This is a genomic window from Streptomyces sp. NPDC014870, from assembly GCF_043081505.1.
Taxonomy (GTDB): Bacteria; Actinomycetota; Actinomycetes; order Streptomycetales; family Streptomycetaceae; genus Streptomyces.
On the sequence record NZ_JBIBWQ010000006.1, the window covers coordinates 474,580 to 500,170 of the forward strand.

At 72.5% G+C, this 25,591-nt stretch carries 16 protein-coding genes; 7 read left to right on the forward strand and 9 right to left on the reverse strand.

Annotation, left to right across the window (positions count from 1 at the left end):
• Positions 1-145: 145 nt before the first annotated feature.
• The gene (locus ACF09C_RS20230) at positions 146-331 is read left to right on the forward strand and encodes a hypothetical protein (protein WP_392092930.1); all 186 of its coding nucleotides are present in this window, start codon (positions 146-148) and stop codon (positions 329-331) included.
• Positions 332-455: 124 nt separating this feature from the next.
• On the opposite strand, the gene ACF09C_RS20235 is transcribed toward ACF09C_RS20230, so the two are convergent.
• The 4 genes from ACF09C_RS20235 to ACF09C_RS20250 all read right to left on the reverse strand — a co-directional run bounded on the left by ACF09C_RS20235 (position 456) and on the right by ACF09C_RS20250 (position 6,117).
• Positions 456-1,496: an LPXTG cell wall anchor domain-containing protein gene (locus ACF09C_RS20235; RefSeq protein ID WP_392092932.1), complete on the reverse strand. Its 1,041-nt coding sequence runs from the start codon at positions 1,494-1,496 to the stop codon at positions 456-458.
• A gap of 386 nt (positions 1,497-1,882) precedes the next feature.
• The gene (prfB, locus tag ACF09C_RS20240; RefSeq protein ID WP_392092934.1) at positions 1,883-2,986 is read right to left on the reverse strand and encodes a peptide chain release factor 2; all 1,104 of its coding nucleotides are present in this window, start codon (positions 2,984-2,986) and stop codon (positions 1,883-1,885) included.
• A gap of 43 nt (positions 2,987-3,029) precedes the next feature.
• Positions 3,030-4,295 (reverse strand): serine/threonine-protein kinase, encoded by a 1,266-nt coding sequence (locus tag ACF09C_RS20245; RefSeq protein WP_392092936.1) that lies wholly within the window; start codon positions 4,293-4,295, stop codon positions 3,030-3,032.
• 127 nt (positions 4,296-4,422) lie between these two features.
• Complete coding sequence (locus tag ACF09C_RS20250; protein ID WP_392092938.1) at positions 4,423-6,117, reverse strand: protein kinase; 1,695 nt, start codon at positions 6,115-6,117, stop codon at positions 4,423-4,425.
• Positions 6,118-6,548: 431 nt separating this feature from the next.
• Here ACF09C_RS20250 and ACF09C_RS20255 point away from each other — a divergent pair, with 431 nt between their 5' ends.
• Positions 6,549-10,175, forward strand: coding sequence for an FtsK/SpoIIIE domain-containing protein (locus ACF09C_RS20255; protein ID WP_392092940.1), 3,627 nt, complete (start codon positions 6,549-6,551; stop codon positions 10,173-10,175).
• A gap of 198 nt (positions 10,176-10,373) precedes the next feature.
• On the opposite strand, the gene ACF09C_RS20260 is transcribed toward ACF09C_RS20255, so the two are convergent.
• Complete coding sequence (locus ACF09C_RS20260; RefSeq protein ID WP_392092941.1) at positions 10,374-10,979, reverse strand: TetR/AcrR family transcriptional regulator; 606 nt, start codon at positions 10,977-10,979, stop codon at positions 10,374-10,376.
• A 152-nt stretch (positions 10,980-11,131) separates the two neighbouring features.
• Here ACF09C_RS20260 and ACF09C_RS20265 point away from each other — a divergent pair, with 152 nt between their 5' ends.
• From ACF09C_RS20265 to ACF09C_RS20275, 3 genes are all read left to right on the forward strand, one after another.
• The gene (locus tag ACF09C_RS20265; RefSeq protein ID WP_392092943.1) at positions 11,132-12,058 is read left to right on the forward strand and encodes an ABC transporter permease; all 927 of its coding nucleotides are present in this window, start codon (positions 11,132-11,134) and stop codon (positions 12,056-12,058) included.
• On the forward strand, positions 12,051-12,854 hold the full coding sequence (locus ACF09C_RS20270) for an ABC transporter ATP-binding protein (RefSeq protein WP_392092944.1): 804 nt from the start codon (positions 12,051-12,053) through the stop codon (positions 12,852-12,854). Before ACF09C_RS20265 ends, ACF09C_RS20270 begins: the two co-directional genes overlap by 8 nt.
• A 360-nt stretch (positions 12,855-13,214) precedes the next feature.
• Entirely contained in the window at positions 13,215-14,339 is a 1,125-nt protein-coding gene (locus ACF09C_RS20275; protein ID WP_392093018.1) for a glycosyltransferase 87 family protein, read from the forward strand.
• A gap of 117 nt (positions 14,340-14,456) precedes the next feature.
• On the opposite strand, the gene ACF09C_RS20280 is transcribed toward ACF09C_RS20275, so the two are convergent.
• A complete protein-coding gene (locus ACF09C_RS20280) occupies positions 14,457-19,418 on the reverse strand; it encodes an NAD-glutamate dehydrogenase (protein ID WP_392092946.1) in 4,962 nt (1,653 codons plus the stop codon).
• A gap of 384 nt (positions 19,419-19,802) precedes the next feature.
• Between ACF09C_RS20280 and ACF09C_RS20285 the strand changes: the two genes are divergently transcribed.
• Complete coding sequence (locus tag ACF09C_RS20285; RefSeq protein ID WP_392092947.1) at positions 19,803-20,357, forward strand: DJ-1/PfpI family protein; 555 nt, start codon at positions 19,803-19,805, stop codon at positions 20,355-20,357.
• A 251-nt stretch (positions 20,358-20,608) separates the two neighbouring features.
• On the opposite strand, the gene ACF09C_RS20290 is transcribed toward ACF09C_RS20285, so the two are convergent.
• The gene (locus ACF09C_RS20290; RefSeq protein ID WP_392092949.1) at positions 20,609-21,286 is read right to left on the reverse strand and encodes an HAD family hydrolase; all 678 of its coding nucleotides are present in this window, start codon (positions 21,284-21,286) and stop codon (positions 20,609-20,611) included.
• A gap of 37 nt (positions 21,287-21,323) precedes the next feature.
• A complete protein-coding gene (locus tag ACF09C_RS20295) occupies positions 21,324-21,830 on the reverse strand; it encodes a DUF6912 family protein (protein ID WP_392092950.1) in 507 nt (168 codons plus the stop codon).
• A 294-nt stretch (positions 21,831-22,124) separates the two neighbouring features.
• On the opposite strand from ACF09C_RS20295, the gene ACF09C_RS20300 reads away from it, so the two are divergent.
• Positions 22,125-22,613, forward strand: a complete 489-nt coding sequence (locus ACF09C_RS20300) for an Rv3235 family protein (protein ID WP_392092952.1) — start codon at positions 22,125-22,127, stop codon at positions 22,611-22,613.
• Positions 22,614-22,745: 132 nt separating this feature from the next.
• Here the strand turns inward: ACF09C_RS20300 and secA are convergent, their stop codons facing one another.
• Positions 22,746-25,556: a preprotein translocase subunit SecA gene (gene secA, locus ACF09C_RS20305; protein WP_392092953.1), complete on the reverse strand. Its 2,811-nt coding sequence runs from the start codon at positions 25,554-25,556 to the stop codon at positions 22,746-22,748.
• Positions 25,557-25,591: the final 35 nt, after the last annotated feature.

The window sequence follows — 25,591 nt, forward strand, 5'->3', positions numbered from 1 at the left end:
TGCGTTCCGGGTGTAATCCGACGGGGCGCGCCGAAACGCGTCGGAGCTGGCACAGTGGTAGGGGGAACGCTCGGGTGCCACCGGGCGTTGTCGTTGGTGTGAACCCCGTGTGGACCGCTGTGCGGAAGCGGGAGGAGGAGAGCGCATGACGTATGACCGACTGGTGTGCGCCAACTGCGCGGCCCCCGTCGCGGAGGGTCGCTGCCCCGTCTGCCGCGCGAACCGGGAGCGACTGGGTCCGTCGACGGGCCTGACCCCGGCGATGGTGCTGGCCCTGGTGATCGCCCTGCTGGCGACGATGGCCCTGCTGGCGGCACTGCAGACCGTGTAGCACCCGCGCGGAGCCCGCAGGCGGCTCGCACGCGAGCCGGAGACCGAGAACGCGAAGAGAGGGCCGGGGGTACGCCCCCCGGCCCTCTCGTACGCGTGTACGCGCGTCGGCGCTAGCGCTCGCCTCAGACGGCGGCGCGGCCACCGCCGACCAGACGCGGCAGCATCCGGAAGCCGATGCCACCGGCGATCATGGTCGCGGCGCCGATGATCAGGAACGAGGTCTCGGCGGCGCCGGTCTCGGCCAGCTCCTCCTTGGCCTTGCCCTGCTCGACGGGCTGCGAGCCGGCGTTGTCGGTGTCGGGGTTGTTGCTCACGCACTCGGCGCCGTCGAGGTCGACGGTGCAGGTGCCGGTGCCACCGTCGGTGGAGGAGCCACCGTTGTTGCCACCGTTGGTGGCGGAGCCACCGTTGTTGCCGCCGTTGTCACCCTGGCCACCGTTGTTGCCGCCCTGGCTGGTGTTGCCGGTGGACGTGCCGGTCGAGGTGCCGGTGGACGTGCCGGTCGAGGTACCGGTCGACGTACCGGTCGACGTGCCGGTCGACGTGCCCGTCGAGGTACCGGTGGACGTGCCCGTCGAGGTACCGGTGGACGTACCGGTCGAGGTGCCGGTCGACGTGCCGGTCGACGTGCCCGTCGAGGTACCGGTGGACGTGCCCGTGGACGTACCGGTCGAGGTGCCGGTCGAGGTGCCCGTGGACGTACCGGTCGAGGTACCCGTCGAGGTGCCCGTGGACGTGCCCGTCGAGGTACCGGTCGACGTGCCCGTGGACGTGCCCGTCGAGGTACCGGTCGACGTACCCGTCGAGGTGCCCGTGGACGTGCCCGTCGAGGTACCGGTGGACGTACCGGTCGACGTGCCCGTCGAGGTACCGGTCGACGTGCCCGTGGACGTACCCGTGGAGGTACCGGTGGACGTACCCGTCGAGGTGCCCGTGGACGTACCGGTCGAGGTGCCGGCGTCGACGCCGCCGTCGGCGCCGCCGTCCTCGCCTTCCTCGCCGCCCTGAACGCCGGCCTGGACCTCGATCGTGCCGTCGTTGACCTCGGCCCCGAAGGACACACCCACGGCGGAAGCGGCGCCCGCCGCGGTGAGCGACGCGCCGGCCGCGATCACCGCGCCGGCCGCTATACGCGCTACACGGATCCGCGTCTTCTTGGTCATCTGGCTGCTACCCCCAGTAGCTCATCTCGTCATTGGAGCAGCGCTCGGGGCTTCGGGCAGCGGGAGCGGCGTGTCACTCAACCGGCCCCCGTGCGCACACGCCCCAGAGATACGCATGCAGCCTGTCACCCTTCCGACTTTCCGCATACGCGTCAAGGACGTTGCGCGTGCGATGCCCGAAAGATCACCAGTTGCCCGCCATGCGGGGATGCAACTGTGACGTAAACGTAGAACTACCGGCCCTCCGGGGCCAGTTCCCAAGTCGACAAAGCGTCAGGAAGTGCAAGTTCCCCCTTGCGCCCGCGAATCGGGACCCGCGCGCGAAACGGCACCGGGCCCCGCGTGCGTACGCGGGGCCCGGTGCCGTGGTGAGGGGGAGCGGGAGGTTACTTCTCCTGCTGCTTGCGCCAGCGGATGCCCGCCTCCAGGAAGCCGTCGATCTCGCCGTCGAGGACCGACTGCGGGTTACCGACCTCGAACTCCGTACGGAGGTCCTTGACCATCTGGTACGGGTGCAGGACGTACGAGCGCATCTGGTTGCCCCAGGAGCTGCCGCTGTCCTTCAGCGCGTCCATCCTGGCGCGCTCCTCCTGGCGCTGGCGCTCGAGGAGCTTGGCCTGGAGGACGTTCATGGCGCTCGCCTTGTTCTGGATCTGCGAGCGCTCGTTCTGGCAGGAGACCACGATGCCGGTCGGGAGGTGCGTGATGCGCACCGCCGAGTCCGTCGTGTTGACGCCCTGGCCACCGGGGCCCGACGCGCGGTAGACGTCCACGCGCAGGTCGGACTCCTCGATCTCGACGTGGTCCGAGGACTCGACGACCGGGAGGATCTCGACGCCCGCGAACGAGGTCTGGCGGCGGCCCTGGTTGTCGAACGGGGAGATCCGGACGAGACGGTGCGTGCCCTGCTCGACGGAGAGCGTGCCGTAGGCGTACGGCGCCTTGACCACGAAGGTGGTCGACTTGATGCCGGCCTCTTCCGCGTACGAGGTCTCGTAGACCTCCGTGCCGTAGCCGTGCCGCTCGGCCCAGCGCAGGTACATGCGCTGGAGTTGCTCCGCGAAGTCGGCGGCGTCCACGCCGCCCGCCTCGGCGCGGATGTTGACCAGCGCCTCGCGCTCGTCGTACTCGCCGGACAGGAGCGTGCGGACTTCCATCTCGTCCAGCGCCTTGCGGACGGAGACGAGCTCCGTCTCCGCCTCGGCGCGGGTGTCCGGGTCGTCCATCTCCTCGGCGAGCTCGAAGAGCACCCCGACGTCGTCGATCCGGGCACGCAGGGCCTCGGCCTTGCGGACCTCGGCCTGGAGGTGCGAAAGCTTGCTGGTGATCTTCTGCGCCGCCTCCGGGTCGTCCCAGAGGGACGGGGCCGCAGCCTGCTCCTCGAGCACGGCAATGTCGGCCCTCAGCTTTTCGAGGTCCAGGACGGCCTCGATCGACCCCATGGTCGAGGAGAGGGACTTCAGCTCTTCTGATACATCGACGACTGCCACGCGTCCAGCGTAACGGCTCCCCGCACATCCCCGGCCCTCGCGATCAGGGCTGCGTGGACGTCTTGGAGTCCTGCGGGGGTGTGTCGGACTCGTCCGCGGTCGCCAGATAGCCGCCCACCCCGACCGCGCCGGCGACCAGGAGCGCCGCGACGGAGAGGGTGATCCGGCGCTTGCGGACCGTCTCGGCCTTGTGGCGGGCCGAGCCCGGACGGCGGGCGCCCGCGGAGCGCGGGGCGCGGGCCGTGCCCAGGGGGCCGCCGGCGAGCTCGTCGGGGGCGGGGACCCGCATGGAGGTGTGGGTGTCCCGGTTGGAGTCCGGGGACGCGCCCGGGACCAGGGGCACCGCGGCCCGGCGCGGGGTGGCCGCTCCGGCGGCCGTGCCCGCGCCGCCCGGGCCCGCGCCCGTGGCGTACGGGTCGTCCTCGCGCGGCTCCTGGGCCTGCTGCTCCGCGTCGTCGGGCTCGTCCACGTCCAGCGGCGGCAGCCCCTTGAGCAGCGGCAGGCACTCGCGCAGCCGACTGCCCAGCTCCGAGGCGCGCAGCCGGGACGCGGGGGCCTTCGCGAGGCACTGGACGATCAGCTGCCACAGCTCCTCGGGGATGCCGGGCAGCGGGACGACGGTCTCCGTGACGTGGCGGCGCAGCACGGCGCCCGGGTGGCCGCCGCCGAAGGGCGTGAAGCCGGCCAGGAGCTCGTACAGGACGGTCGCGAGGGCGTAGATGTCGACGGCGGCGCGCGGCGGCAGGCCCTCGACGATCTCCGGGGCGAGGTAGTCGGGCGTGCCGATGATCCGGGTCGCCTTGGTGCGGCCGGGCGTGTCGATGAGCTTGGCGACGCCGAAGTCGGTGAGGAGTGCCGGGTGGGCGCCGCCGGGGCCCAGCGGGCCCTCCATGTCGAGCAGGATGTTCTCGGGCTTGACGTCCCGGTGGACGACCCCGGCTCTGTGCGCGGCGGCGAGGCCGTCCGCGACGTCCGCGATGATCGCGACGGCCGCCTCGGGGGCGAGCCTGCGCTCGCGGTCGAGGCGGGTGCGCAGGTCGGTGCCGCGGACGAGGTCCATCACGAGCGCCAGGTCGTTGCCGTCGACGACGAGGTCGCGGACGGCGACGACCCTGGGGTGGTCGAGGCCGAGCAGGGCGGTGCGTTCCTGGACGAAGCGGCCGACGAGCTCCTGGTCCGAGGCCAGGTCCTCGCGCAGCAGCTTGATGGCGACGGGGCCCTCCGGGCCCTCGCCGAGCCACACCGTGCCGGCGCTGCCACGGCCGAGGATCTGGTGGGCCGTGTAGCGGCTGCCGATATTGCGTGCCAAGACTGCTCCCTCAGCGGCTGGCGGACGCGTCAAAGTTACGCGTCCGCAGCCGCTGGTCGTCACTTCCGAAGCGAAATCACCCCTCGGAAGTCGATAAATCGGCAGACTTACCGCCCGTACCGCCGGTCTACTGCCCGGTACCGCCGGTGGTCGTACCGCTCGTGCTGCCGCTTCCGGAGTCGGCGAGGCCGGAGACCCAGTCGGTGAAGGACGAGATTCCGTCGCCGATGGCCTGCCAGTAGCTCTTGCCCTCGGCGATCCAGCTCTGGAGCGGGGTCAGCTCCCAGATGAGCCAGCCCGCGACCACGAACATCAGGATCGAGAAGAGACAGCCCTTGAGGCAGCCGAGCCCGGGGATCCGCATCGGGTTGGCGCTGCGCCGACGCGGCTGTCGCGGCTCGCGCGGAGCGGGCGGCTGCGGAGCCTGCGGGGCGGGCTGCGGCGGCGTGTAGGCCTGCTGCGGCGGGTGGTACTGCTGCTGCGGCGCGGGCGCGTACTGCTGCTGCGGAGGCTGCTGCTGGTACTGCGGCCGCTGGGGCTGCTGGTACGGCGGCGGGGCCTGGCGCTGCTGGTGCTGGTGGGGCTGGTGCTGCGGCGGCTGCGGCTGGCGCTGCGGGCGTCGCCGCAGGGGGTCCTGGCTCGGGTCCAGGTACTGGACCTGCGTCTGCTCGTTGCGGTCGCGGGCGGCGGCCAGCTGGCTCTGCCAGGGGTGCGGCTGCTCCTCGCCCGGCCCGGTCTGCGGCGGCTGCGACGGTACGGGCGGCAGGACCGCCGTCGGGTCGGCGCCCCCGCCCATCGGGCCGCTGGTCTGCATGACGCTGGTCGGCGCGGCCGGGTCGTACTGCCCGGCGTTGCTCGGCAGCACCTGGGTCGGGTCGGCGGCACCGGGCATCCCCGGGACCGGCGCGGGCGCCGGGTCGGGGGCGAGCAGGGCGCCTACGCCGTCGGCGGCCTCGATCTGCGCGGGCGTGGAGTGCACACCGATGCCCGCCGCGACCGTACGCAGCCCGCGGGCCAGGTTCTCGGCGCTCGGCCTGCGGTCGGGGTCCTTGCTCAGGCAGCGCTCGATGACCGTCCACAGCGGGGCGGGCACGGTCGAGGGGCGCCTCGGCTCCTCGCTGAGGTGCCGGTGCAGGACTTCGAGCGCGGTGCCGCCGGCGAACGGGGGACGGCCGGTGACCAGCTCGTAGAGCAGGATGCCGGCGCCGTAGATGTCGACGGCGGAGGTCTGCGGGCGGCCCTCGGCGGACTCCGGCGCGACGTACGCGGGCGTGCCGACGAACTCGTGCGTACGGGTCAGGCCCGGGGAGTCGGCGAGGCGCGCGATGCCGAAGTCGGTCAGCATCGGGTGCATCTCGCCGTTCTGCTCGGCGAGCAGCACGTTGGCGGGCTTGAGGTCGCGGTGGACGACGCCGTCGGCGTGGCTGGCGGCGAGCGCGTCGGCGATCTGCGCGGTCAGCAGCGCGGCGGCGACCGGGGTGAGCGGGCCGTTCTCGCGGATGTAGCGGTGCAGGTCCGGGCCCTCGACGAGGTCCATGACCAGGGCGAGGACGTCGCCCTCGACGACCAGGTCGCGGGTGCGCACGATGTTGGGGTGGGTGAGCCGGAGCAGCACGGACCGCTCGCGCAGGAAGCGCATCACGATGTCCGCGTCGTTGGCCAGCTCCTCCTTGAGGACCTTGATCGCCACGGTCTCGCCGGGCTGACCCTGCACGGCCGCCTCGGCGCCCGCGGCCTCCCTCTGGCGGGCTCGCCAGACGGTGCCCGTGGCGCCGCGTCCGAGCGGCTCCTCGAGCAGGTACTTGCTGCCGATTGGCCGCACGTCACGCGCTCCCTGCTGATCGTGGTCCTGGGATTCCCGGGTTCCTGTCCTGAGTTGTGACCCGTCCGGGTGTCCGACCCACTTTAGTGCCGCCGAACGGGTCGACGGTCGACCTGTGGACGGCTGATTCCGGCATACGACTTGTCCGAAAACAAGACGCTCGGGCGCCGCCGGTGGTTGCCGCGCACGTCCGAAGGCGTTCCCAACCAGGCACTTTTAGGTCCACAGCCGACCATTCAAGATCACTTGGAGGCGACCCGCGGGCGGGTTGTCGGTGGCAGGTGCGAGGATGCACACAGCACGTCGCGTAGCGGGTCGGGAGCCCCTCGTGCCGTGCCGACCTGTACCGGACGACGCGTCCGTGCCGGGTGGGGGGAGGCACCGGGCGGTTCCCCTGCCGGGCACCCGCGCAGAAGGGACCGCTGACGGCGATGCAGATCCGGCTGACCGTCCTCGCGCCGCACGCCGGGCACGGCGCCGGGCGCGCATGCGACGTGCTCGTCACCGCCCCTGCGGGGACGGCCCTGGCCGCCGTGGCCTCCCAGCTCGCCGCGGCCGTCTCGGGCCCGGACAGCTCCCTGTCCGGTTCCACCGTGCTGTACGCGGGCAGGGAGCGGCTCGACGCGCGCCGGTGCTCGCTCGGCGAGCCCCCGCTGGTCGACGGCGCGATCCTCACGCTGCACGTCCCCGGCGAGGACGACCTCCCGGCCGAGGACGCCTCGGCCCGGCTGCACGTCGTCGCGGGCCCCGACGCGGGAGGCGTGCACCTGCTGCACCGCGGACCGATCAGAATCGGCCGCTCCCTCGACGCGGACGTCCCGCTCGACGACCCGGACGTCTCCCGGATGCACTGCACGGTGACGGTCGGCGCCGACGGCCGGGTCACGGTCGCGGACGCCGGTTCCACGAACGGCACGACGCTGGACGGCGTCGCGGTCGGCGAGCGACCGGTCCCGCTGGCCCCCGGCGCGCTGCTGCGCCTCGGCGAGTCCGCCCTCCGCCTCACGGGCCCGGAGGACCGTGGTCCGGCCGCCCTGGCGACGGCGCCCGACGGCGAGGGCCACCTGCGCGTGGAGCTCGCGACACCGGGGCCCGGGGCGGGTACGGCCGGTTCCGGGGCCTCCGTGCCAGAGCCGCGCGGCGCCTCCGTGCCAGAGCCGCGCGGCGGTGCGGCCGTCGGCACGGCCTCCGGCGACGACGGCTCCGCGGCCGGCTCGCCCCCGCACGCGCGCGTGGCCGACGCGCTGGGCGCGGGCCCGGACGACGAGGACGCGGGCGAGGGGCACAGCAGGATCCGGCGGACCGAGCGCGAGGCCCCGCCGGCGCGCGGCAGGCGCGGGATAGGAGCCTGGGCCCGCCGCTTCACCGGTGTCAGGGAGGACGTCCAGGACCCGCACCCGGGCGACGCCGGCACGGACACCCACACCCGGCAGCAGGGCGTGGACCGGCTCACCGGCCCCGCCACCGCGACCTCGACCGCCGAGACCTGGCCGGACCCGGCGGCCGTCCTGCTCACCGCCCTCGGGCCCGGGCCCCGGCTCTGGGAGCGCGGGGCGGACCACCCCGAGGCGCTCGTCGTCCGGCTCGGTACGACCGACCGGGCCGAGCTGTCCGGGGTGCCCGTCACCGTCGGGCTGCGTGAGGCGGGCTCGCTCGGGCTCGCGGGCCCCGGCGACCGGCTCGCCGGCCTGGCGCGCTCCGTGGTGGCCCAGCTCGCGGCCCTGCACTCCCCCACCGACCTGGAGATCGTGCTGATCAGCGCGGACCGCGCCCGCCCCCTCGAGGAGCGGCGGCGGGCCTGGGGCTGGCTCGGCTGGCTCCCGCAGCTGCGCCCGGCCCACGGGCAGGACTGCCGTCTCCTCCTCGCGTACGACCGCGACCAGGCCCAGGCGCGTACGGCGGAGCTGACCCGGCGGCTCGACGACGGACCGCTCGGGCCCGGCTGGCCGAGCGCCGACCGTGCGACGGTCGCGGAGGCGGCGGCGCGGTACGCAGGTCCTGTGACGGTCGTGATCGTGGACGGCGACCCCGGTACGGCGGCGCTGCGCGAGACCACCGCGCGGCTCGCGGGGGTCGGGGCGGCCGCCGGCATCCATCTGATCTGCCTGGCCGAGGCCCCGGCCGCGTCGCCGGTCTCCCCCGTCGCGGCCACCTACGAGAGCGCCTGCGCGGCCTCGCTCGCGTTCCGCGAGTGCGGGGCGGTCGCCCTGCTGAGCGGTGACGTGGCGACGGCGCTGCGGCTGCTGCGTACGGCGGGCGGCCGGGCGGCGGGCCACGGGACGGTGGGCGTGGCGGACGCGGTGTCCGTGGCCTGGGCGGAGCGCTTCGGCCGGGCGCTCGCCCCGCTGCGTACGGACGCCCCGGCGGCGCGGGGGCGGACGGCCGCGACGGCGCTGCCCCGGTCCGCGCGGCTCCTCGACGAGCTGGGGCTCGCACGGGCGACGCCCGCCTCGCTCCTCGCGCGCTGGGCGGCGGCCGGGGACGGTACGGCCGTCCTGGGCGCCGGGCCGCGCGGGCCGGTCTCGGTCGACCTGACCGAGGAAGGACCCCATCTGCTGATCGAGGGTCCCGCGGGCAGCGGTCGGACGGAGCTGCTCCGTTCGATCGCGGCGTCCCTGGCGGCCGGCGGCCGCCCGGACCGGCTGGGGCTGCTCCTCGTCGACGGCGCGGGAGGTGAGCGCGGCGAGGGGCTCGCGGCGTTGACGGAGCTGCCGCACGTCACCGAGCACCTGGTGGCCTCCGACCCGGTACGCATGCGGGAGTTCGCGCAGGCGCTGGGCGCGGAGCTGAAGCGCCGGGCGGAGATCCTGGGCGACGGGCACTTCGCCGACCGTCAGGCCGCGCGCATGATCGGCCAGCGCGCGCCGAGCGCGGCGGAGTCCCTGCCCCCGGGCGCCACCGCCCGCATCCCGGACGCCCGCAAGGGCGACCTGGGCGACCGCCCGAGCGGCCGCACCCTCCGCACGGGCGAGGGCCCGGTCGGCGACCGCCCGGGCACCACCGCCGCCCCCCGCCCGACCGGCACGGACACCCCGCGCCCGGGGGCCGAAGACATCCCGTACCGCCCGAGCGGCCGGACCCCCCACCCGGGCGCCGACGACCTCACGTACCTCCCCCGCGGCCGGACGCCCCGCCCGGGCGCGGACCTTCTGGGCGACCGGCCGAGCGGGCGCACCCCGCCCCCCGGTGCCGAGGATCTCGCCGACCGCCCCAGCCGCCGTACCGCGCACCCCGGCGCGGACGACCTCACCTACCGGCCCAGCGGGCGCACCCCGCACCCCGGCGCGGACGTTCTCGGCGACCGGCCGAGCGGCCGGACACCCCACCCGGCCGGCACGGACACCCCTCACCCGGGCGCCGACGACCTCACGTACCTGCCCAGCGGCCGGACGCCCCGCCCGGGCGCGGACGTTCTGGGCGACCGGCCCAGCGGCCGCACCCCGCACCCGGGCGCCGGCGACCTCGCCGACCGCGACCGCCCCAGCGGGCGGGTGGCCCGCGTCGGCGGGGGTGACGAGGCCGCCGCGCTGCCGCGGCTCGTCGTGCTCGTCGACGACTTCGACGCGCTCGTGGCCCCCGCGCTCGGCTCCCCCGGGCGGCCCGCCGCCGGGTCCGTCGTACGGGCCCTGGAAGCCGTCGCGCGCGCCGGGGCACGCCTCGGGGTGCACCTCGTCGCGACCTCGGCACGCCCCGACCGTACGGCGGACACGGAGCTGGCCCACGGCGCCCGGCTGCGGATCGTGCTCGACGCGGCCCCGGCCGCACCCGGCCCCGACGACCCCGCGCCCGGCCGGGGGCGGCTCGGCCACCCGGACGGCCGGGTGACCCCGTTCCAGGCCGGCCGGGTCACCGGCCGCATCCCGCGCACGGCGACGCTCCGGCCGACGGTCGTGCCGCTGGAGTGGGAGCGGATGGGCGACCCGCCCACCCGCCGGCCGGTCCGCGAGCTGGGCAACGGCCCGACCGACCTCGCGCTCCTCGCCAGCGCGCTCGACCGCGCCGCCCGCTCCCTCGACGCGTCTCCGATCTCCCCGCTCACCCCCGCGACCCGCACCTGACGGCACGCGGGGAGCCGTCGCCGTCGCCTTCCGGCGCCAGTCCGCGCCGGGAGGGAGCGCGGGCGCGGTGGGGTGATGAAGTGAGGGGCGCAGGGGCACCGGTCCCGAGCGAGCCCGGTCGGCGGAGGGCGCCCGCCCGCGGCGCTACGCGACCGGCTCCGAGCGAGCCCGGTCGGCGGACAACACCCGCCCGCCGCGCTACGCCTTGAGCGCCGCCACCGCCGCGCGCGCGAGGTCGTCCACGTACCCCTTCGGCAGCTCGCCGCGCACCACCACGAGCCGCCAGTAGAGCGGGCCCACGATCAGGTCCAGGGCCCGGTCCGGGTCCGCGTCCGCAGCCAGCTCGCCGCGTGCCACGGCCTCGCGGACGATCTGCGCCACCACGCCCTGCTGGCTGTCGAGGAGCGCGGCCTTGATCGCCTCGGCGATCTCCGGCTGCCGCGCGGCCTCCACCAGCAGGTCCGGGATGACCTGGGAGGCCACCGGGTGGCGCAGGGCGTGCGAGCCGACGACGAGGAGCGCACGGACGTCCCCGTACAGCGAACCGGTCGCCGGGGCCGGCAGCCCCTGCGCCGCGAAGGCGCCGAGCAGGTCGAGGACGAGCGAGAGCTTGGACTTCCAGCGGCGGTAGACGGCGGTCTTGCCGACCCCCGCGCGGCGCGCGATGCCCTCGATGGACATCCGGGCGAAGCCGACGGCGGCCAGTTCCTCGAAGACGGCGGCGCGGATGGCCTCGGTGACGTCCTCCCGGAGCACGGCGGCTCCCGCGGGGGCACGGCGGGGGGTTCCGGGAGGTGGGGTCATGAGCGGGATCCTAGCCAACGCCACGCCCACGTCACGACGGAACGGTTGCGTTGCGACGTAACTCCGTCCTACTCTCCCCGTAGCGACGATACGGACCCGTTCCATCGTCGAAACAGCCGCACACCCCACGCCCCCTCGCCGAAAGCGACCTCGTGACCACCGAGACGCTCACGAAACCCACTCCCACCCCCGGGGCCGCCCAGGCCGCACCCGAAGACCTCCGCGCGCTCGCCCTGCGCCACGGCCTCTCGGTCAGCGGCGCCCGCCCGAGCCTCCCCGCGTACGTCCGGCAGCTCTGGTCCCGCCGCGGGTTCATCACCGCGTTCGCGACCGCCCGGCTCACGGCCCAGTACAGCAACGCGAAGCTCGGACAGCTCTGGCAGCTGATGACCCCGCTGCTCAACGCGGCGGTCTACTACCTGATCTTCGGCGTCCTGATGAACGTCCAGGAGGGGATCCCGGACTACGTCCCGTTCCTGATCACGGGCGTCTTCGTGTGGACCTTCACCTCCCAGTCGATCATGACCGGCACCCGCGCCATCAGCGGGAACCTCGGCCTCGTCCGCGCCCTGCACTTCCCCCGCGCGAGCCTCCCGATCGCCCTCGCGCTGCAGCAGCTCCAGCAGCTGGTGCTCTCGCTCGCCGCGCTGGTCGGGATCCTGTTCTGCTTCGGCGAGTTCCCGCGCTGGAGCTGGCTGCTCGCCGTTCCCGCGCTCTTCCTGCAGGCCCTGTTCAACACGGGCGTGGCGCTCGCGATGGCCCGGCTCGCCGCGCGGACGCCGGACATCGCCCAGCTGATGCCCTTCCTGCTGCGCACCTGGATGTACGTCTCCGGTGTCATGTGGTCCCTCGACCACCTGGCCCGCAGCGGCCGGCTCCCGGAGCTGGTGATCACGGCCCTGCAGTGCAATCCGGCGAGCGTCTACATCGACCTGATGCGCTTCGCCCTGATCGAGAGCTTCACCGCGGGCCAACTGCCCTCCCACGTCTGGGCGCTCGCCGCCGGCTGGGCGCTGGCGGCCTTCGCGGGCGGGTTCATCTACTTCTGGAAGGCAGAGGAGACGTACGGCCGTGGCTGAACAGACCCTGACGACGACCGCACCCGGCTCCGCGGACCGCGAACCCACCGTCGTCGCCGACGACGTCCACATCACCTACACCGTCAACGGCGCCCGTACCGGCAAGGGCAGCGCCACGGCGGCGCTCGGCCGGATCTTCGCGCGCCGCGCGACACCCGGCGCGCGCAAGGTCCACGCGGTCAAGGGCGTCAGCTTCGCCGCGTACCGGGGTGAGGCGATCGGCCTGATCGGTTCGAACGGTTCGGGGAAGTCCACCCTCCTCAAGGCCGTCGCGGGCCTGCTGCCGGTCAACCGGGGCAGCATCTACACCCGGGGCCAGCCCTCCCTGCTCGGCGTGAACGCGGCGCTGATGAACGACCTGACGGGCGAGCGGAACGTGATCCTCGGCGGGCTCGCGATGGGCATGACGCGCGGGGAGGTCGACGACCGCTACGACGACATCGTGGACTTCTCCGGGATCAACGAGAAGGGCGACTTCATCTCGCTGCCCATGCGCACGTACTCCTCCGGCATGGGCGCCCGCCTCCGTTTCTCCATCGCGGCCGCCAAGAGCCACGACGTACTGCTGATCGACGAGGCACTGTCCACGGGCGACGCCCGGTTCCGCCGCCGCAGCCAGGAGCGGATCGACGAGCTGCGGGCCGAGGCCGGCACCGTCTTCCTCGTCTCCCACTCCAACTCGACCATCACCGAGACCTGCGACCGGGCGCTCTGGCTCGAGGCGGGCACGCTGCGAATGGACGGCCCGGCGAAGGAGGTGGTGGCGGCATACGAAGCGTTCACCAAGAAGGGCTGACAAAAGCCCGGAAATACCCCCAAACCACAATAGAGTGCGGTTTCGATGACGACGCATCGCGACCGCACCCCACAGCCCCCGCCCCAGCCCCAGCCCCAGCCCTCGCCCTCGCCCTCGCCCTCGCCCGACCACGACGAGCCCGGGCGGGCCGACGACGGCCCCGGGCCGGCAGACGACGCACTCCCGCGGGCCGACGACACACTCGAGCGGGCAGACGACCGATCGACCTGCGCCCCCGCACCGCCCGCCCTCACGAGTTCCCCCTTCGAGTCGGACACCTTCACCTCCGCGACCTTCGTCAACGTCGGCCGCGGCCCCGCCCTCGCCCTGACCGTCGTCTGGGTCCTCAGCCGCGCGGGCATGCTGTTGCTCCTGCTGCGCGACAACCTGGGCATCGGCGGGGTCAGCCGCGAGGTGTACGTCCTCTACCAGATCTGGTACCGCCAGTTCGCCCAGGGCACCTACCCCGTGGACGACGTCACCTGGCAGTACCCACCCGGCGCGGGCCTGGTCATCATGTCCCCCGGCGCGCTGCCCTGGCTCACGTACTTCCAGGCCTTCGTCGCCCTCACCCTCCTCGCCGACGCCGTCGTCGCCCTGGCGCTCGCCCGCGCGGACAGCAGCCGCGTCACGCACGGCGCCTGGGTCTGGGTCGCCGGGCTCCCGCTGCTCCTGCACATCCCCCTCGCCCGGTACGACGTCCAGGTCACCGCCCTCGCCGTACTCGCCCTGCTCGCGGTGGCGTCCCGCTCGGCCGCCGGACACCGGATCGGCGGCGCCCTCGCCGGGCTCGGCGCGCTGGTCAAGGTGTGGCCGGTGCTGACCCTGATCGGCACGCCCCGGGGGCGTACGACCCGAGACGCCTGGATCGCCGCGGCCACCACCGTCCTCGCGCTCCTCGCGGTCCTGGCGCTCTGCTTCTCCGACTCGCTCGCCTTCCTGCGCCAGCAGGGCAGCCGCGGCATCCAGATCGAGTCCCTCGGCGGCACCGCGCTCGCGCTCGCGCGGGCGGCCGACATCTGGCCGGGCGGCGTCGAGTACCGCTACGGCGCCTTCGAGTACGTCGGCCCGTACGTCTCCAGCGTGGGCCGGCTCGCCCTGCTCCTGACCGCCCTCGCCTTCGTCTGGCTGCTGATCTGGCGGCTCCGGGCGCGCACCTGGACCGAGGCGACGCCGCTGGACGCGGCGCTCGCCGCCGTCCTGCTCTTCACGGTCACCAGCCGGGTGATCAGCCCGCAGTACATGATCTGGCTGCTCGGCCTCGCCGCCGTCTGTCTGACCTCCCGCCGGACCGTGATGCGGCCGGTGGCGCTGCTGCTCCTGCCGACGGCCGGGCTGAGCTCACTGGCGTACCCGGTGCTCTACGAGGAGGTGGTGGCCGGTGCCTGGGAGGGCGTGACGATCATGGTGCTCCGCAACGGGCTGCTGCTCGCGGCGGCCCTGCTCGCGGCGCGCCGGCTGTGGACGTCGACGACACGGAAGTGAGCCCACGTACGGAAGGGGCCCCACGCACGGAAGGGCACCACGCACGGAAGGCCCCAGGCACGAAAGGGGCCCCGCCGGAAATCCGGCGGGGCCCCTTTTCGTACATCACCTCATCGACTAGCCGTGCGACCGCAGCAGCTGCCGCATCGTCCGCATCGCCACCGACAGGTTCGCCAGGTCGAAGGTCTCCGAGCCCTGGATCTCCTCGAGCGTGGTGCGCGCGCGGCCGAGGATCGCCGCGTTCTTGTCCTCCCAGGCCCCGAACCGCTCCTCCGGCGACGAGGTCCCGTTGCCCGCCGACAGCACGTCCGCCGTGAGGGCGGCGTGCGCGGCGAAGAGGTCCTCGCGGATGGAGGCGCGGGCCATCGACTGCCACCGGTCGGCGCGCGGCAGCTCGATGATCCGGTCCATGAGCTGGGTGATCCGGAGCCGGTCGGCCAGGTCGTAGTAGACCTCGGCGACCGCCATCGGGTCCTTGGCGGTGCGGTCCGCGATCGCGACGATGTCGAGCGTCGGGAAGGCGGAGGAGAAGCCGGCGACCCGCAGGGCGAGCTCCTCCGGCACACCGACCTCGGTCAGCTCGTCCAGGATCGACTTGTACCAGTCCAGGTCCGCGCCGCGCAGCAGCTCCGGCAGCTTGGCCCAGACGCTCTCCACGCGCTCGGCGAAGAACTCGATGGTCTCGGCGAGCTGGAGCGGCTGCGGACGGTTGCCGAGCAGCCAGCGTGTGCCGCGCTCGACCAGCCGGCGGGAGTGCAGCCGCATCCGGGTCTGGACATCGGCCGGGACGCGGTTGTCGAGCGCCTCGACGGCGTCCCAGACCTCGCCGAGCCGGAAGATCGCGCGGGCGGCGGTCTGCGCGCGGACGATCTCCTCGATCGACGCGCCGGTCTCCTCACGGAGGCGGTGCAGGAAGGTCGAGCCACCGGTGTTGACGGTGTCGTTGACCAGGACCGTGGTGACGATCTCGCGGCGCAGCGGGTGGCTGTCGACCGCGTCGGCGAACTTCTCGCGCAGCTGCGTCGGGAAGTACGCGTGGAGCAGACCGCGCAGGTACGGGTCGTCCGGCAGCTCGGTGTGGATCAGCTCGTCCGCCACCGTGATCTTGGTGTACGCGAGGAGGACGGCGAGCTCCGGCTGGCTCAGCCCCTTGACGTTGTTGAGCAGCTCACGAATCTGCCGGTCGTTGGGCAGGAACTCCAGCGAGCGGTCGAGCGCCCCGTCGCGGCCGAGCCGGCGCATGAAGCGCTGGTGGGCGTGGAGCAGGGACGGCGACTGGGTGACGGCGTTGGCCAGGGCGACGTTCTGCGCGTAGTTGTTGCGCAGGACGAGCGCGCCGACCTCGTCGGTCATCTCGGCGAGGATCTTGTTCCGCTGCTTGACGGTCATGTCGCCCTCGGTGACGAGCCCGTTGAGCAGGATCTTGATGTTGACCTCGTGGTCGGAGGTGTCCACACCGGCGCTGTTGTCGATGGCGTCGGTGTTGACCTTGCCGCCCTCGCCCTCGGGTCCGCCCTTGCGGGCGAACTCGATGCGGCCGAGCTGGGTCAGACCGAGGTTGCCGCCCTCGCCGACGACCTTGACGCGCAGGTCCTCGCCGTTGACGCGGATGGCGTCGTTCGCCTTGTCGCCGACGTCCGCGTTCGACTCGGTGGACGCCTTGACGTACGTACCGATGCCGCCGTTCCACAGCAGGTCGACGGGCGAGTGCAGGATCGCCTGCATCAGCTCGGCCGGGGTCATCTTGCTGACGCCGGCGTCGATGCCGAGAGCCGCGCGCATCTGCGCGTTGACCGGGATCGACTTGGCGGTACGGGGGTGGATGCCGCCGCCCGCCGAGAGCAGCTCGGTGTTGTAGTCGGCCCAGGAGCTGCGGGGCAGCTCGAAGAGGCGGCGCCGCTCGGCGTACGAGACGGCCGCGTCCGGGGTCGGGTCGATGAAGATGTGGCGGTGGTCGAAGGCCGCGACGAGCCGGATGTGCTCGGAGAGCAGCATGCCGTTGCCGAAGACGTCACCGGACATGTCACCGACGCCGACGACGGTGAAGTCCTCGGTCTGGGTGTCGTGGCCGAGCTCGCGGAAGTGCCGCTTGACGGACTCCCAGGCGCCGCGGGCGGTGATGCCCATGCCCTTGTGGTCGTAACCGGCGGAGCCGCCGGAGGCGAAGGCGTCGCCGAGCCAGAAGCCGTAGGAGACGGCGACCTCGTTGGCGATGTCGGAGAAGGTCGCGGTGCCCTTGTCGGCGGCGACGACGAGGTAGGTGTCGTCCTCGTCGTGGCGGACCACGTCGGCCGGCGGGACGACCTCGCCCGCGACGAGGTTGTCGGTGATGTCGAGGAGCGCCGAGATGAAGGTCTTGTAGCTGGCGATGCCCTCGGCCAGCCAGGCGTCCCGGTCCACGGACGGGTCCGGGAGCTGCTTGGCGACGAAGCCGCCCTTGGCGCCGACGGGCACGATGACGGTGTTCTTCACCATCTGCGCCTTGACCAGGCCGAGGATCTCCGTACGGAAGTCCTCACGCCGGTCGGACCAGCGCAGACCGCCTCGGGCGACCTTGCCGAAGCGCAGGTGGACGCCCTCGACGCGCGGCGAGTACACCCAGATCTCGAACGCCGGGCGGGGCGCGGGGAGGTCGGGGATGGCCTGCGGGTCGAACTTCATCGAGACGTAGGCGTGCGGGTGACCGTCCGCCGCGTTCTGGAAGAAGTTGGTCCGCAGGGTCGCCTTGATGACGGTGAGGAAGGAGCGCAGGATGCGGTCCTCGTCCAGGCTCGCGACCTGGTCGAGGGCGGCGTCCAGCTCCTCGAGCAGCGCGTCGGTCAGCTCGACGCCGGCGCGCTGGCGCTCGGGGGCCATCCGGGCCTCGAAGAGGGAGACGAGCAGCCGGGTGGTGTGGACGTTGTTGCGGAGGGTGTCCTCCATGTAGTCCTGGCTGAACGTCGAACCGGCCTGGCGCAGGTACTTCGCGTAGGCGCGCAGCACCATGGCCTGCCGCCAGGTGAGACCGGCGGAGAGCACCAGCGAGTTGAAGCCGTCGTTCTCGGCCTCGCCGGTCCAGGTCGCGGCGAACGCCTCCTGGAACCGCTCGCGGGCGTCGTCGGAGAACGACTGGCCGTTGGCGGTCGGGGCGGGCATCCGCATGCCGAAGTCGTAGACCCAGGCGTGCGTACGGTCCGCGCAGCGCAGCTCGTACGGACGCTCGTCGATGACCTCAACGCCGAGCCGGTTCAGCACCGGGAGCACGGCGGAGAGGGAGATCTGGTCGCCCGCCTTGTAGATCTTGAAGCGGCGCTCGCCGGGGCCGGCGCCGACCGGCTCGTACAGCGAGAGCGCGAACTCCTTGCCGCTGTGGCTGAGCTTCTCCAGGTGGACCAGGTCGGCGACGGCGGCGCGCGGCGAGTGGTCGGCCTTGTAGCCCTCGGGGAAGGCGTTGCCGTACTTGCGCAGCAGCTCGGCGGCGCGCTCCTCGCCGAACTCGGCGTTGAGGGCCTCGCCGAAGCCGTCGGCCCAGGAGCGGGCGGCCTCGACGAGCCGCGCCTCGATGCGGTCCTTGTCGGCGTCGGTGAGCTGGCTCAGCTCGGTGCCGGGGGCGACGCGGACGACGAAGTGCAGCCGGGTGAGCACCGACTCGGTGCTCATCAGGGTGAAGTCGACGCTCGTCCCGTCGAGCTCCTCCTTGAGGATGTCGGTGAGCCGCTCGCGGACAGTGGTGTTGAACCGGTCGCGCGGCAGGTAGACGAGGGCCGAGTAGAAGCGGCCGTACTCCTCCTGGCGCAGGTAGAGCCGGAGCCGGCGCCGCTCCTGCAGGTACAGGACGCTGGTGACGACCTCGCGGAGCTCGTCGGGCGGCGTCTGGAAGAGCTCGTCGCGGGGGTACGTCTCCAGGATCTGGAGCAGGTCGCGGCCGTCGTGGCTGTTGGGCGAGAAGCCGGCCCCGTCCAGGACCTCCTGGACCTTGCGGCTGATGACGGGCACGCGCCGGACGGACTCGGTGTACGCGGCGGACGAGAACAGCCCGAGGAACCGCCGCTCCCCGACCACGTTCCCGGCCGCGTCGAACTTCTTCACACCGACGTAGTCGAGGTAGGAGGGCCGGTGCACGGTGGCGCGGCTGTTGGCCTTGGTGAGGACCAGCAGCTTGTGCTCGCGCGCCTTGGCGCGGGCGTCGGCGGGCAGCCGGCTGAAGGAGGGCGAGACGGGGTGGGCGTGGTTCTCGTCCTCGCCGCTGTGGTGCGGGTCGGAGCGCAGGACGCCGAGTCCCGTGCCGGGGATGGCGGCCAGCGCGTCCCCGTTGACCAGCTCGTACTCGCGGTAGCCGAGGAAGGTGAAGTGGTCGGCGGCGAGCCAGCGCAGCAGCTCGCGGGCCTCGTCGACCTCGGTGGGCCGCAGGTCGTCGGCCATGGGCTCGTCGGGCAGGCCGTCGGCGATGCGCAGAGCGGCGTCGCGCATCTTCTCCCAGTCCTCGACGGTCTCGCGGACGTCGGACAGGACGCGGAGCAGGTCGCTGGTGATCTGCTTGAGGTCGGCGCGGTCGGTCTCGCGGTCGATCTCGACGTGGATCCAGGACTCGACGAGCGCGTCGTGGGGCAGCTCGCCCTGGGCGGCGTCACCGGTCATGACCTCGATGAGCTTGCCGGTGAGGTCGCGGCGGACGGTGACCTGGGGGTGGATGACGACGTGGATGCCGCGCCCCTGACGCGACAGCTCGTTGGTCACGGAGTCGACGAGGAAGGGCATGTCGTCGGTGACGACCTCGACGACGGAGTGGCTGCAGGTCCAGCCGTTCTCCTCGACCGTCGGGGTGTGGACGCGGACGTTCGCGGTGCCCTGGGGGCGGTTCTCCGCGAGCCGGTAGTGCGAGAGAGCGGCGCCGAAGACGTCCACCGGGTCACGGTCGGTGAGGTCCTCGGGCGCGGTGTGCAGGTAGTAGCGCTGGAGGTAGTCGAGCACGGTGTCCCGGTCCGGGCGCTTCCCGTTCTCGGGCCCCGTCGGAAGTTGCCCCCCGACCGGGCCGGTCTCAGCTACCCGGGCGGCCCGTGCGAGCAGCTCGGCCTTGGCTTCGTCCAGCTTGGTCTGCATGTCCTCTGGCTCCTGTCGCGCGCCATTGCGTGACGTCGGTGGAAGAAAGGACACAACGCCACGACGCGGTGATACCGGTCGATGTCGACGTTATGCCGCGATGGGAGATGCCCGAGCCGTTATCAGCCATTTCTGGCCCGGCGCCCGGGGCGTGAGAATCAGCGAACGCCGTGTCGGCCCGGCCGCGTAGGCGCTCCGGGCGATGGCCGGGGGCTTCGCTGCCCCCTCGGCGTATCGCGCTGATCACGGGAAAAGCCTATCGCTCCAGCCCCCCCGATCGTCATGGTCCGTATGTGTACAAAAGAGGGGGTGGAAGTTTGACGATATGGACAGCGACACAGTGTCCTGGGGCAGGAAACCGAGATCCGAGATCCGGGAGTCACCATGGCAAAGATCTTGATCGTCACCGGGGACGCGGCGGAGTCGCTGGAGGTGATGTACCCCTACCAGCGCCTCCTGGAAGAGGGCTACGAGGTCCACATCGCGGCCCCCGCGCGCAAGCAGCTCCGCTTCGTCGTGCACGACTTCGAGCCGGGCTACGACACGTACACGGAGAAGCCTGGCTACACCTGGCCCGCCGACCTGGCCTTCTCCGAGGTGGACCCGGGCGACTACGTGGCGGTCGTGATCCCGGGCGGCCGGGCGCCGGAGTACCTCCGCAACGACCCGGAGCTCCGCAAGATCCTCAAGTCCTTCTTCGACGCGGACAAGCCGGTCGCCCAGATCTGCCACGGCCCGCTCCTGACGGCCGCGATCGGCGGCCTGGAGGGCCGCAGGGTGACGGCGTACCCGGCCCTGGAGCTCGACATGCAGGCGGCGGGCGCGACCTTCCAGGACACGGAGGCGGTGGTGGACGGCACCCTGATCTCCTCGAGGGCCTGGCCGGACCACCCGACGTGGATGCGCGAGTTCCTGAAGGTCCTGCGAGCGGCGGGCTGAGAGCCGGCGGGCGGGGCGGGCTCGGCGGGCGGCCGCACACGGGACCACCCACCGACCCCGCCCCCCTACGACCGACACACAGGCGGCAGCCGCCGACGGCGCCGGGCCACCCACGAGAGGACCCGCACGTCTGTCGTCTCAGCCGCACGGGTGGTGCGGGTGGGAACACCCAGCCCGGCCGAAGGCCGGGCGCGCCCCCACCCGGCCGCACCGGCCCGGCAGCCCGCACCGCCGCGCAGCGCCACCGCCCCCTAGACCAGCTCCTCCGCCACCGCGACCGCCTCCGCCAGCGAGTCCACCACCGGCACCCCCACCGCTTCCAGCGACGCCCGGCTGTGCGACCCCCCGGTGTACAGCACCGCCCGCGCCCCCACATGCCGCGCCGCCCGCGCGTCATCGGCCGCGTCGCCGATCACCACGACCCGCTCGGGCGAGGGCGCCACGCCCGCCAGCGCCTCCAGATGCCGCACCATGTGCGCCGACTTCCCCTCCGTCGACGACCCGATCCGCCCGTCCACGCGCACGAACCGCTCTTCGATCCCGTGCCGCCGCACGAGCGGCACCAGCTCGGTGTGCGGCGCGAGCGACAGCAGCGACTGCGTGAACCCGGACTCCTGGCGCGCGGCCAACAGCTCCGCCGCCCCGGCCGTCAGCCCGCACGCGTCAGCGCGTTGCCAGTAGTGCCGGTGGAAGGCGTCGTCCATGACGAGCCACTCGGCATCCGTCGGCAGCCGCCCCATCAGCCGCTCGTAGAACTTCGGCACCGGCACCGTGTACAGCTCCCGGTACCGCGCGAGCGTGATCGGCTCAAGACCCAGCTCGGCGAAGGCCGCGTTCGTCGCGCCGATGACCGCCTCGATGTCGTCGAGCAGCGTGCCGTTCCAGTCCCAGACCAGGTGCTTCCCGTGGTGCTTCCCGTGCTTCCCCATGCAAAGACGGTACCGGCGACCACCGACACGCGAGGAGTCAGCCGAGCAGCCCCGGAATCTCCTGCACCCCGAACCACAGCAGCTCGTGGTCCTCCGCCCCGTCCACCGTGAACTGCGCGTCGTCGTCGCCCAGGTCCGCCGCGCCCAGCGCGTCCGCCGCCGCCGAGACGTCCGCCTCGGCGTCGTCCGCGTCGGCGTGCACGGCCGCCGCCTTGGCCAGCGCCACGGCTCCGGCGATACGGACCTCGCCCAGCGAACCGGCGTCGAGCCCCCGGTCGGGGTCGACCACGGCCTCCTTGTCGGGCACGTCGACCGCGACGACGATCCGGCGCCGCGCGGCCGAGGGGTCCCCGGCGAGCAGCCGCAGCGACGCGGCGGCGGCCCGGTTGAGCGCCGCGTACTCGAGCTCCTCGATGTCGTCGGAGACGTACCACTCGCGCAGCGCGGGCGTGACGGCGTAGGCGGTCAGCGGACCGGGCCCGACCTCGCCCGCCTTGTGCGCCTGTGCGAGACCGGGAAGGGTCAGGGGGACGTACACGCGCATGGCTGGCCGCTTTCGTAGTCGGAAACGCCCTCAGGATACGTGCGGAGTACCCCATCGGGGTCTTCGGGCGACGGTCTCGCCGGTCCACCCGAGGGATCCCCCACCCCACGCCGACAGACCCGGAGCACAGGCCCCATCACCCTGATAGGTGAACCCGCCGGTACCTCGCCGGCCCCTCCCCGCCGCCTTGCGACGCCGCGAACCGTCCCCGTACAAGATCCCCAACAGAAGTTACCGCCGGGTAGACCACCGGGCGCAGACGCACACCAGAATCACGAGGGACGGGGACCCACGATGGCCGGCACCACCACCACGCACACGCCCACCACCAGCCGCACCGCACCCCGCGGCCCCGCGGGCACGGGCCCCCGGGGCTCCGCCGGGGCGCGCCCGGGAGCGACGGTGCCACGCGCCCGTACGGCGCCCCGCGCCCTCCCCACCCACACCTACTTCGCCGAGCGTCTGCTGCTCGTCCTCAGCGGCCAGCGGCCCGTCCACTGGATGCTGGGCCACACCGTGGGCGAGGCGTACGAGCAGCTGGTCCAGCTGGCCCCCACGACCCCCTTCGGGGGTCACGGGACCATCCGTCCCGTCCTGCGCCGCTGCCACGCCCAGCCCACCACCACGGGCGGTCTTGAGGCCTTCGCCAGCGTCGCGACGGGCCAGGGGGTACGGGCCATGGCCTTCCGCCTCGAACCCGGCGCCGACCGCCGCTGGCGCTGCGCGGCCGTGGAGCTGGACGGCCTCCACGCACGCGTGCCACCCCAGACCGCCCACCCCTGAAACACGCCCGTGCTGCCGGCCCGCCAGCGCGCCCGCAGCACGACGGAGGGGCCGGACACCCACCAGGTGCCCGGCCCCTCCACCCCAGGAAATCCCAGGGCTACTTCTCCACCGCAGGGAAACCCCCGGGGGCTACTTCTTGCGGCGACGCCCGCCCGTGCTCTTCTGCGCCTTGCGCCGCTCCGCACGCGTCAGACCGTCACCGCCGGCCGACGCGTCCTCGCTGACGAAGTCGCCCTCGACGACGCTGCCGTCGCCGTCCACCTTCGGCGCGGTGAAGTGCAGCCGGTCCGGACGCTGCGGGGCCTCCAGGCCCTTCGCGCGGATCTCCGGGCGCCCGTTGCCCGCCGGCACCGCGTCCTGCTTGCTGAGGGACGGCGCCGCGTCCTGCACCGGGACCTCCTCGACCTGCTGCTCGACCTGGACCTCCAGGTTGAACAGGTAGCCGACGGACTCCTCCTTGATGCCCTCCATCATGGCGGTGAACATGTCGAAGCCCTCGCGCTGGTACTCGACCAGCGGGTCCTTCTGGGCCATCGCGCGCAGGCCGATGCCCTCCTGGAGGTAGTCCATCTCGTAGAGGTGCTCGCGCCACTTGCGGTCGAGCACGGAGAGGACCACGCGGCGCTCCAGCTCGCGCATGATGTCCGAGCCGAGCGACTTCTCACGGGCGTCGTACTGCTCGTGGATGTCGTCCTTGACGGACTCGGCGATGAACTCGGCCGTGATGCCCGCGCGGTCACCGGCCGCGTCCTCCAGCTCGTCCACGGTCGCCTTCACCGGGTAGAGCTGCTTGAACGCGTTCCACAGCCGGTCGAGGTCCCACTCCTCCGCGAAGCCCTCTGCGGTCTCCTGGCGGATGTAGTCGTCGATCGTGTCGTCCATGAAGTGCTGGATCTGCTCGTGCAGGTCCTCGCCCTCCAGGACGCGGCGGCGCTCGCCGTAGATGACCTCGCGCTGCCGGTTGAGGACCTCGTCGTACTTCAGGACGTTCTTACGCGTCTCGAAGTTCTGGGTCTCGACCTGGGACTGGGCGGAGGCGATGGCGCGGGTGACCATCTTGTTCTCGATCGGCACGTCGTCCGGCACGTTGGCCATGGCCATGACGCGCTCGACCATCTGGGCCTTGAACAGGCGCATCAGGTCGTCACCGAGGGAGAGGTAGAAGCGGGACTCGCCCGGGTCGCCCTGACGGCCGGAACGGCCGCGCAGCTGGTTGTCGATCCGGCGCGACTCGTGGCGCTCGGTGCCGAGCACGTACAGCCCGCCGAGCTCCTTGACCTCCTCGAACTCCGCCTTCACGGCCTTCTCGGCGCGCTCGAGGGCGGCGGGGAGGGCCGCGGCCCACTCCTCGACGTGCTCGACCGGGTCGAGGCCCGCCTGGCGCAGCTCCGCCTCGGCGAGGTCGTCCGGGTTGCCGCCGAGCTTGATGTCGGTGCCTCGGCCGGCCATGTTCGTGGCGACGGTGACGGCGCCCTTGCGGCCCGCCTGCGCGACGATCGTGGCCTCACGGTCGTGCTGCTTGGCGTTGAGCACCTCGTGCTGGATGCCGCGCTTGGAGAGCTGCTGCGAGAGGTACTCGGACTTCTCGACCGACGTCGTACCGACGAGGATCGGCTGGCCCTTCTCGTGCTTCTCCGCGATGTCGTCGACGACGGCGGCGAACTTGGCGACCTCGGTCCGGTAGATCAGGTCCGACTGGTCCTTGCGGATCATCGGCCTGTTCGTCGGGATCGGGACGACGCCGAGCTTGTAGATCTGGTGGAACTCGGCGGCCTCGGTCATGGCCGTACCGGTCATGCCGGAGAGCTTGTCGTAGAGGCGGAAGAAGTTCTGCAGGGTGATCGTGGCGAGCGTCTGGTTCTCGTCCTTGATGTCCACCCCTTCCTTCGCCTCGATCGCCTGGTGCATGCCCTCGTTGTAGCGGCGGCCGGCGAGGATACGGCCGGTGTGCTCGTCGACGATCATGACTTCGCCGTCCATGACGACGTAGTCCTTGTCCTTCTTGAACAGTTCCTTGGCCTTGATGGCGTTGTTCAGGTACCCGACGAGCGGGGTGTTCACCGACTCGTAGAGGTTGTCGATGCCCAGCCAGTCCTCGACCTTGGCGACGCCGGACTCGTGGATGCCGACGGTCCGCTTCTTCTCGTCGACCTCGTAGTCGCCGGTCTCCTCGATGCCCTTGAGCGGGACACCGGCCTCGCCCTTGGTGAGGCGGGTGACCAGCTTGGCGAAGTCGCCGTACCACTTCGTGGCCTGGTCGGCCGGGCCGGAGATGATCAGCGGCGTACGGGCCTCGTCGACCAGGATCGAGTCGACCTCGTCGACACAGGCGAAGTTGTGGCCGCGCTGGACGAGCTCGTCCTTCGACCACGCCATGTTGTCGCGGAGGTAGTCGAAGCCGAACTCGTTGTTCGTGCCGTACGTGATGTCGCAGCCGTACTGCTCACGGCGCTGGGCCGGGGTCATGTTGGCCAGGATGCAGCCGACGGTCAGGCCCAGGAACTTGTGGACCCGGCCCATCATCTCGGAGTCGCGCTCGGCCAGGTAGTCGTTCACCGTGATCAGGTGGACGCCCTTGCCGGACAGCGCGTTCAGGTAGGCCGGGAGCGTACCGACGAGGGTCTTGCCCTCACCGGTCTTCATCTCGGCGACATAGCCGAGGTGGAGGGCGGCGCCGCCCATGAGCTGCACGTCGTAGTGACGCTGGCCGAGGACGCGCTTGGCGGCCTCGCGGACGGTCGCGAAGGCCTCGGGGAGCAGGTCGTCGAGGCTCTCGCCGTCGGCGTACCGCTGCTTGTACTCCTCCGTGAGCCCACGCAACTCGGCGTCGGAGAGGTTGACGAAGTCCTCTTCGATGGAGTTGACCTGGTCCGCGATGCGGTGCAGTTTGCGCAGGATCTTGCCTTCGCCTGCACGCATGAGCTTGTTGAAGACGGACACTGAGGCTGGTCTCCTTGCCGGTCGGGCCTGGCACT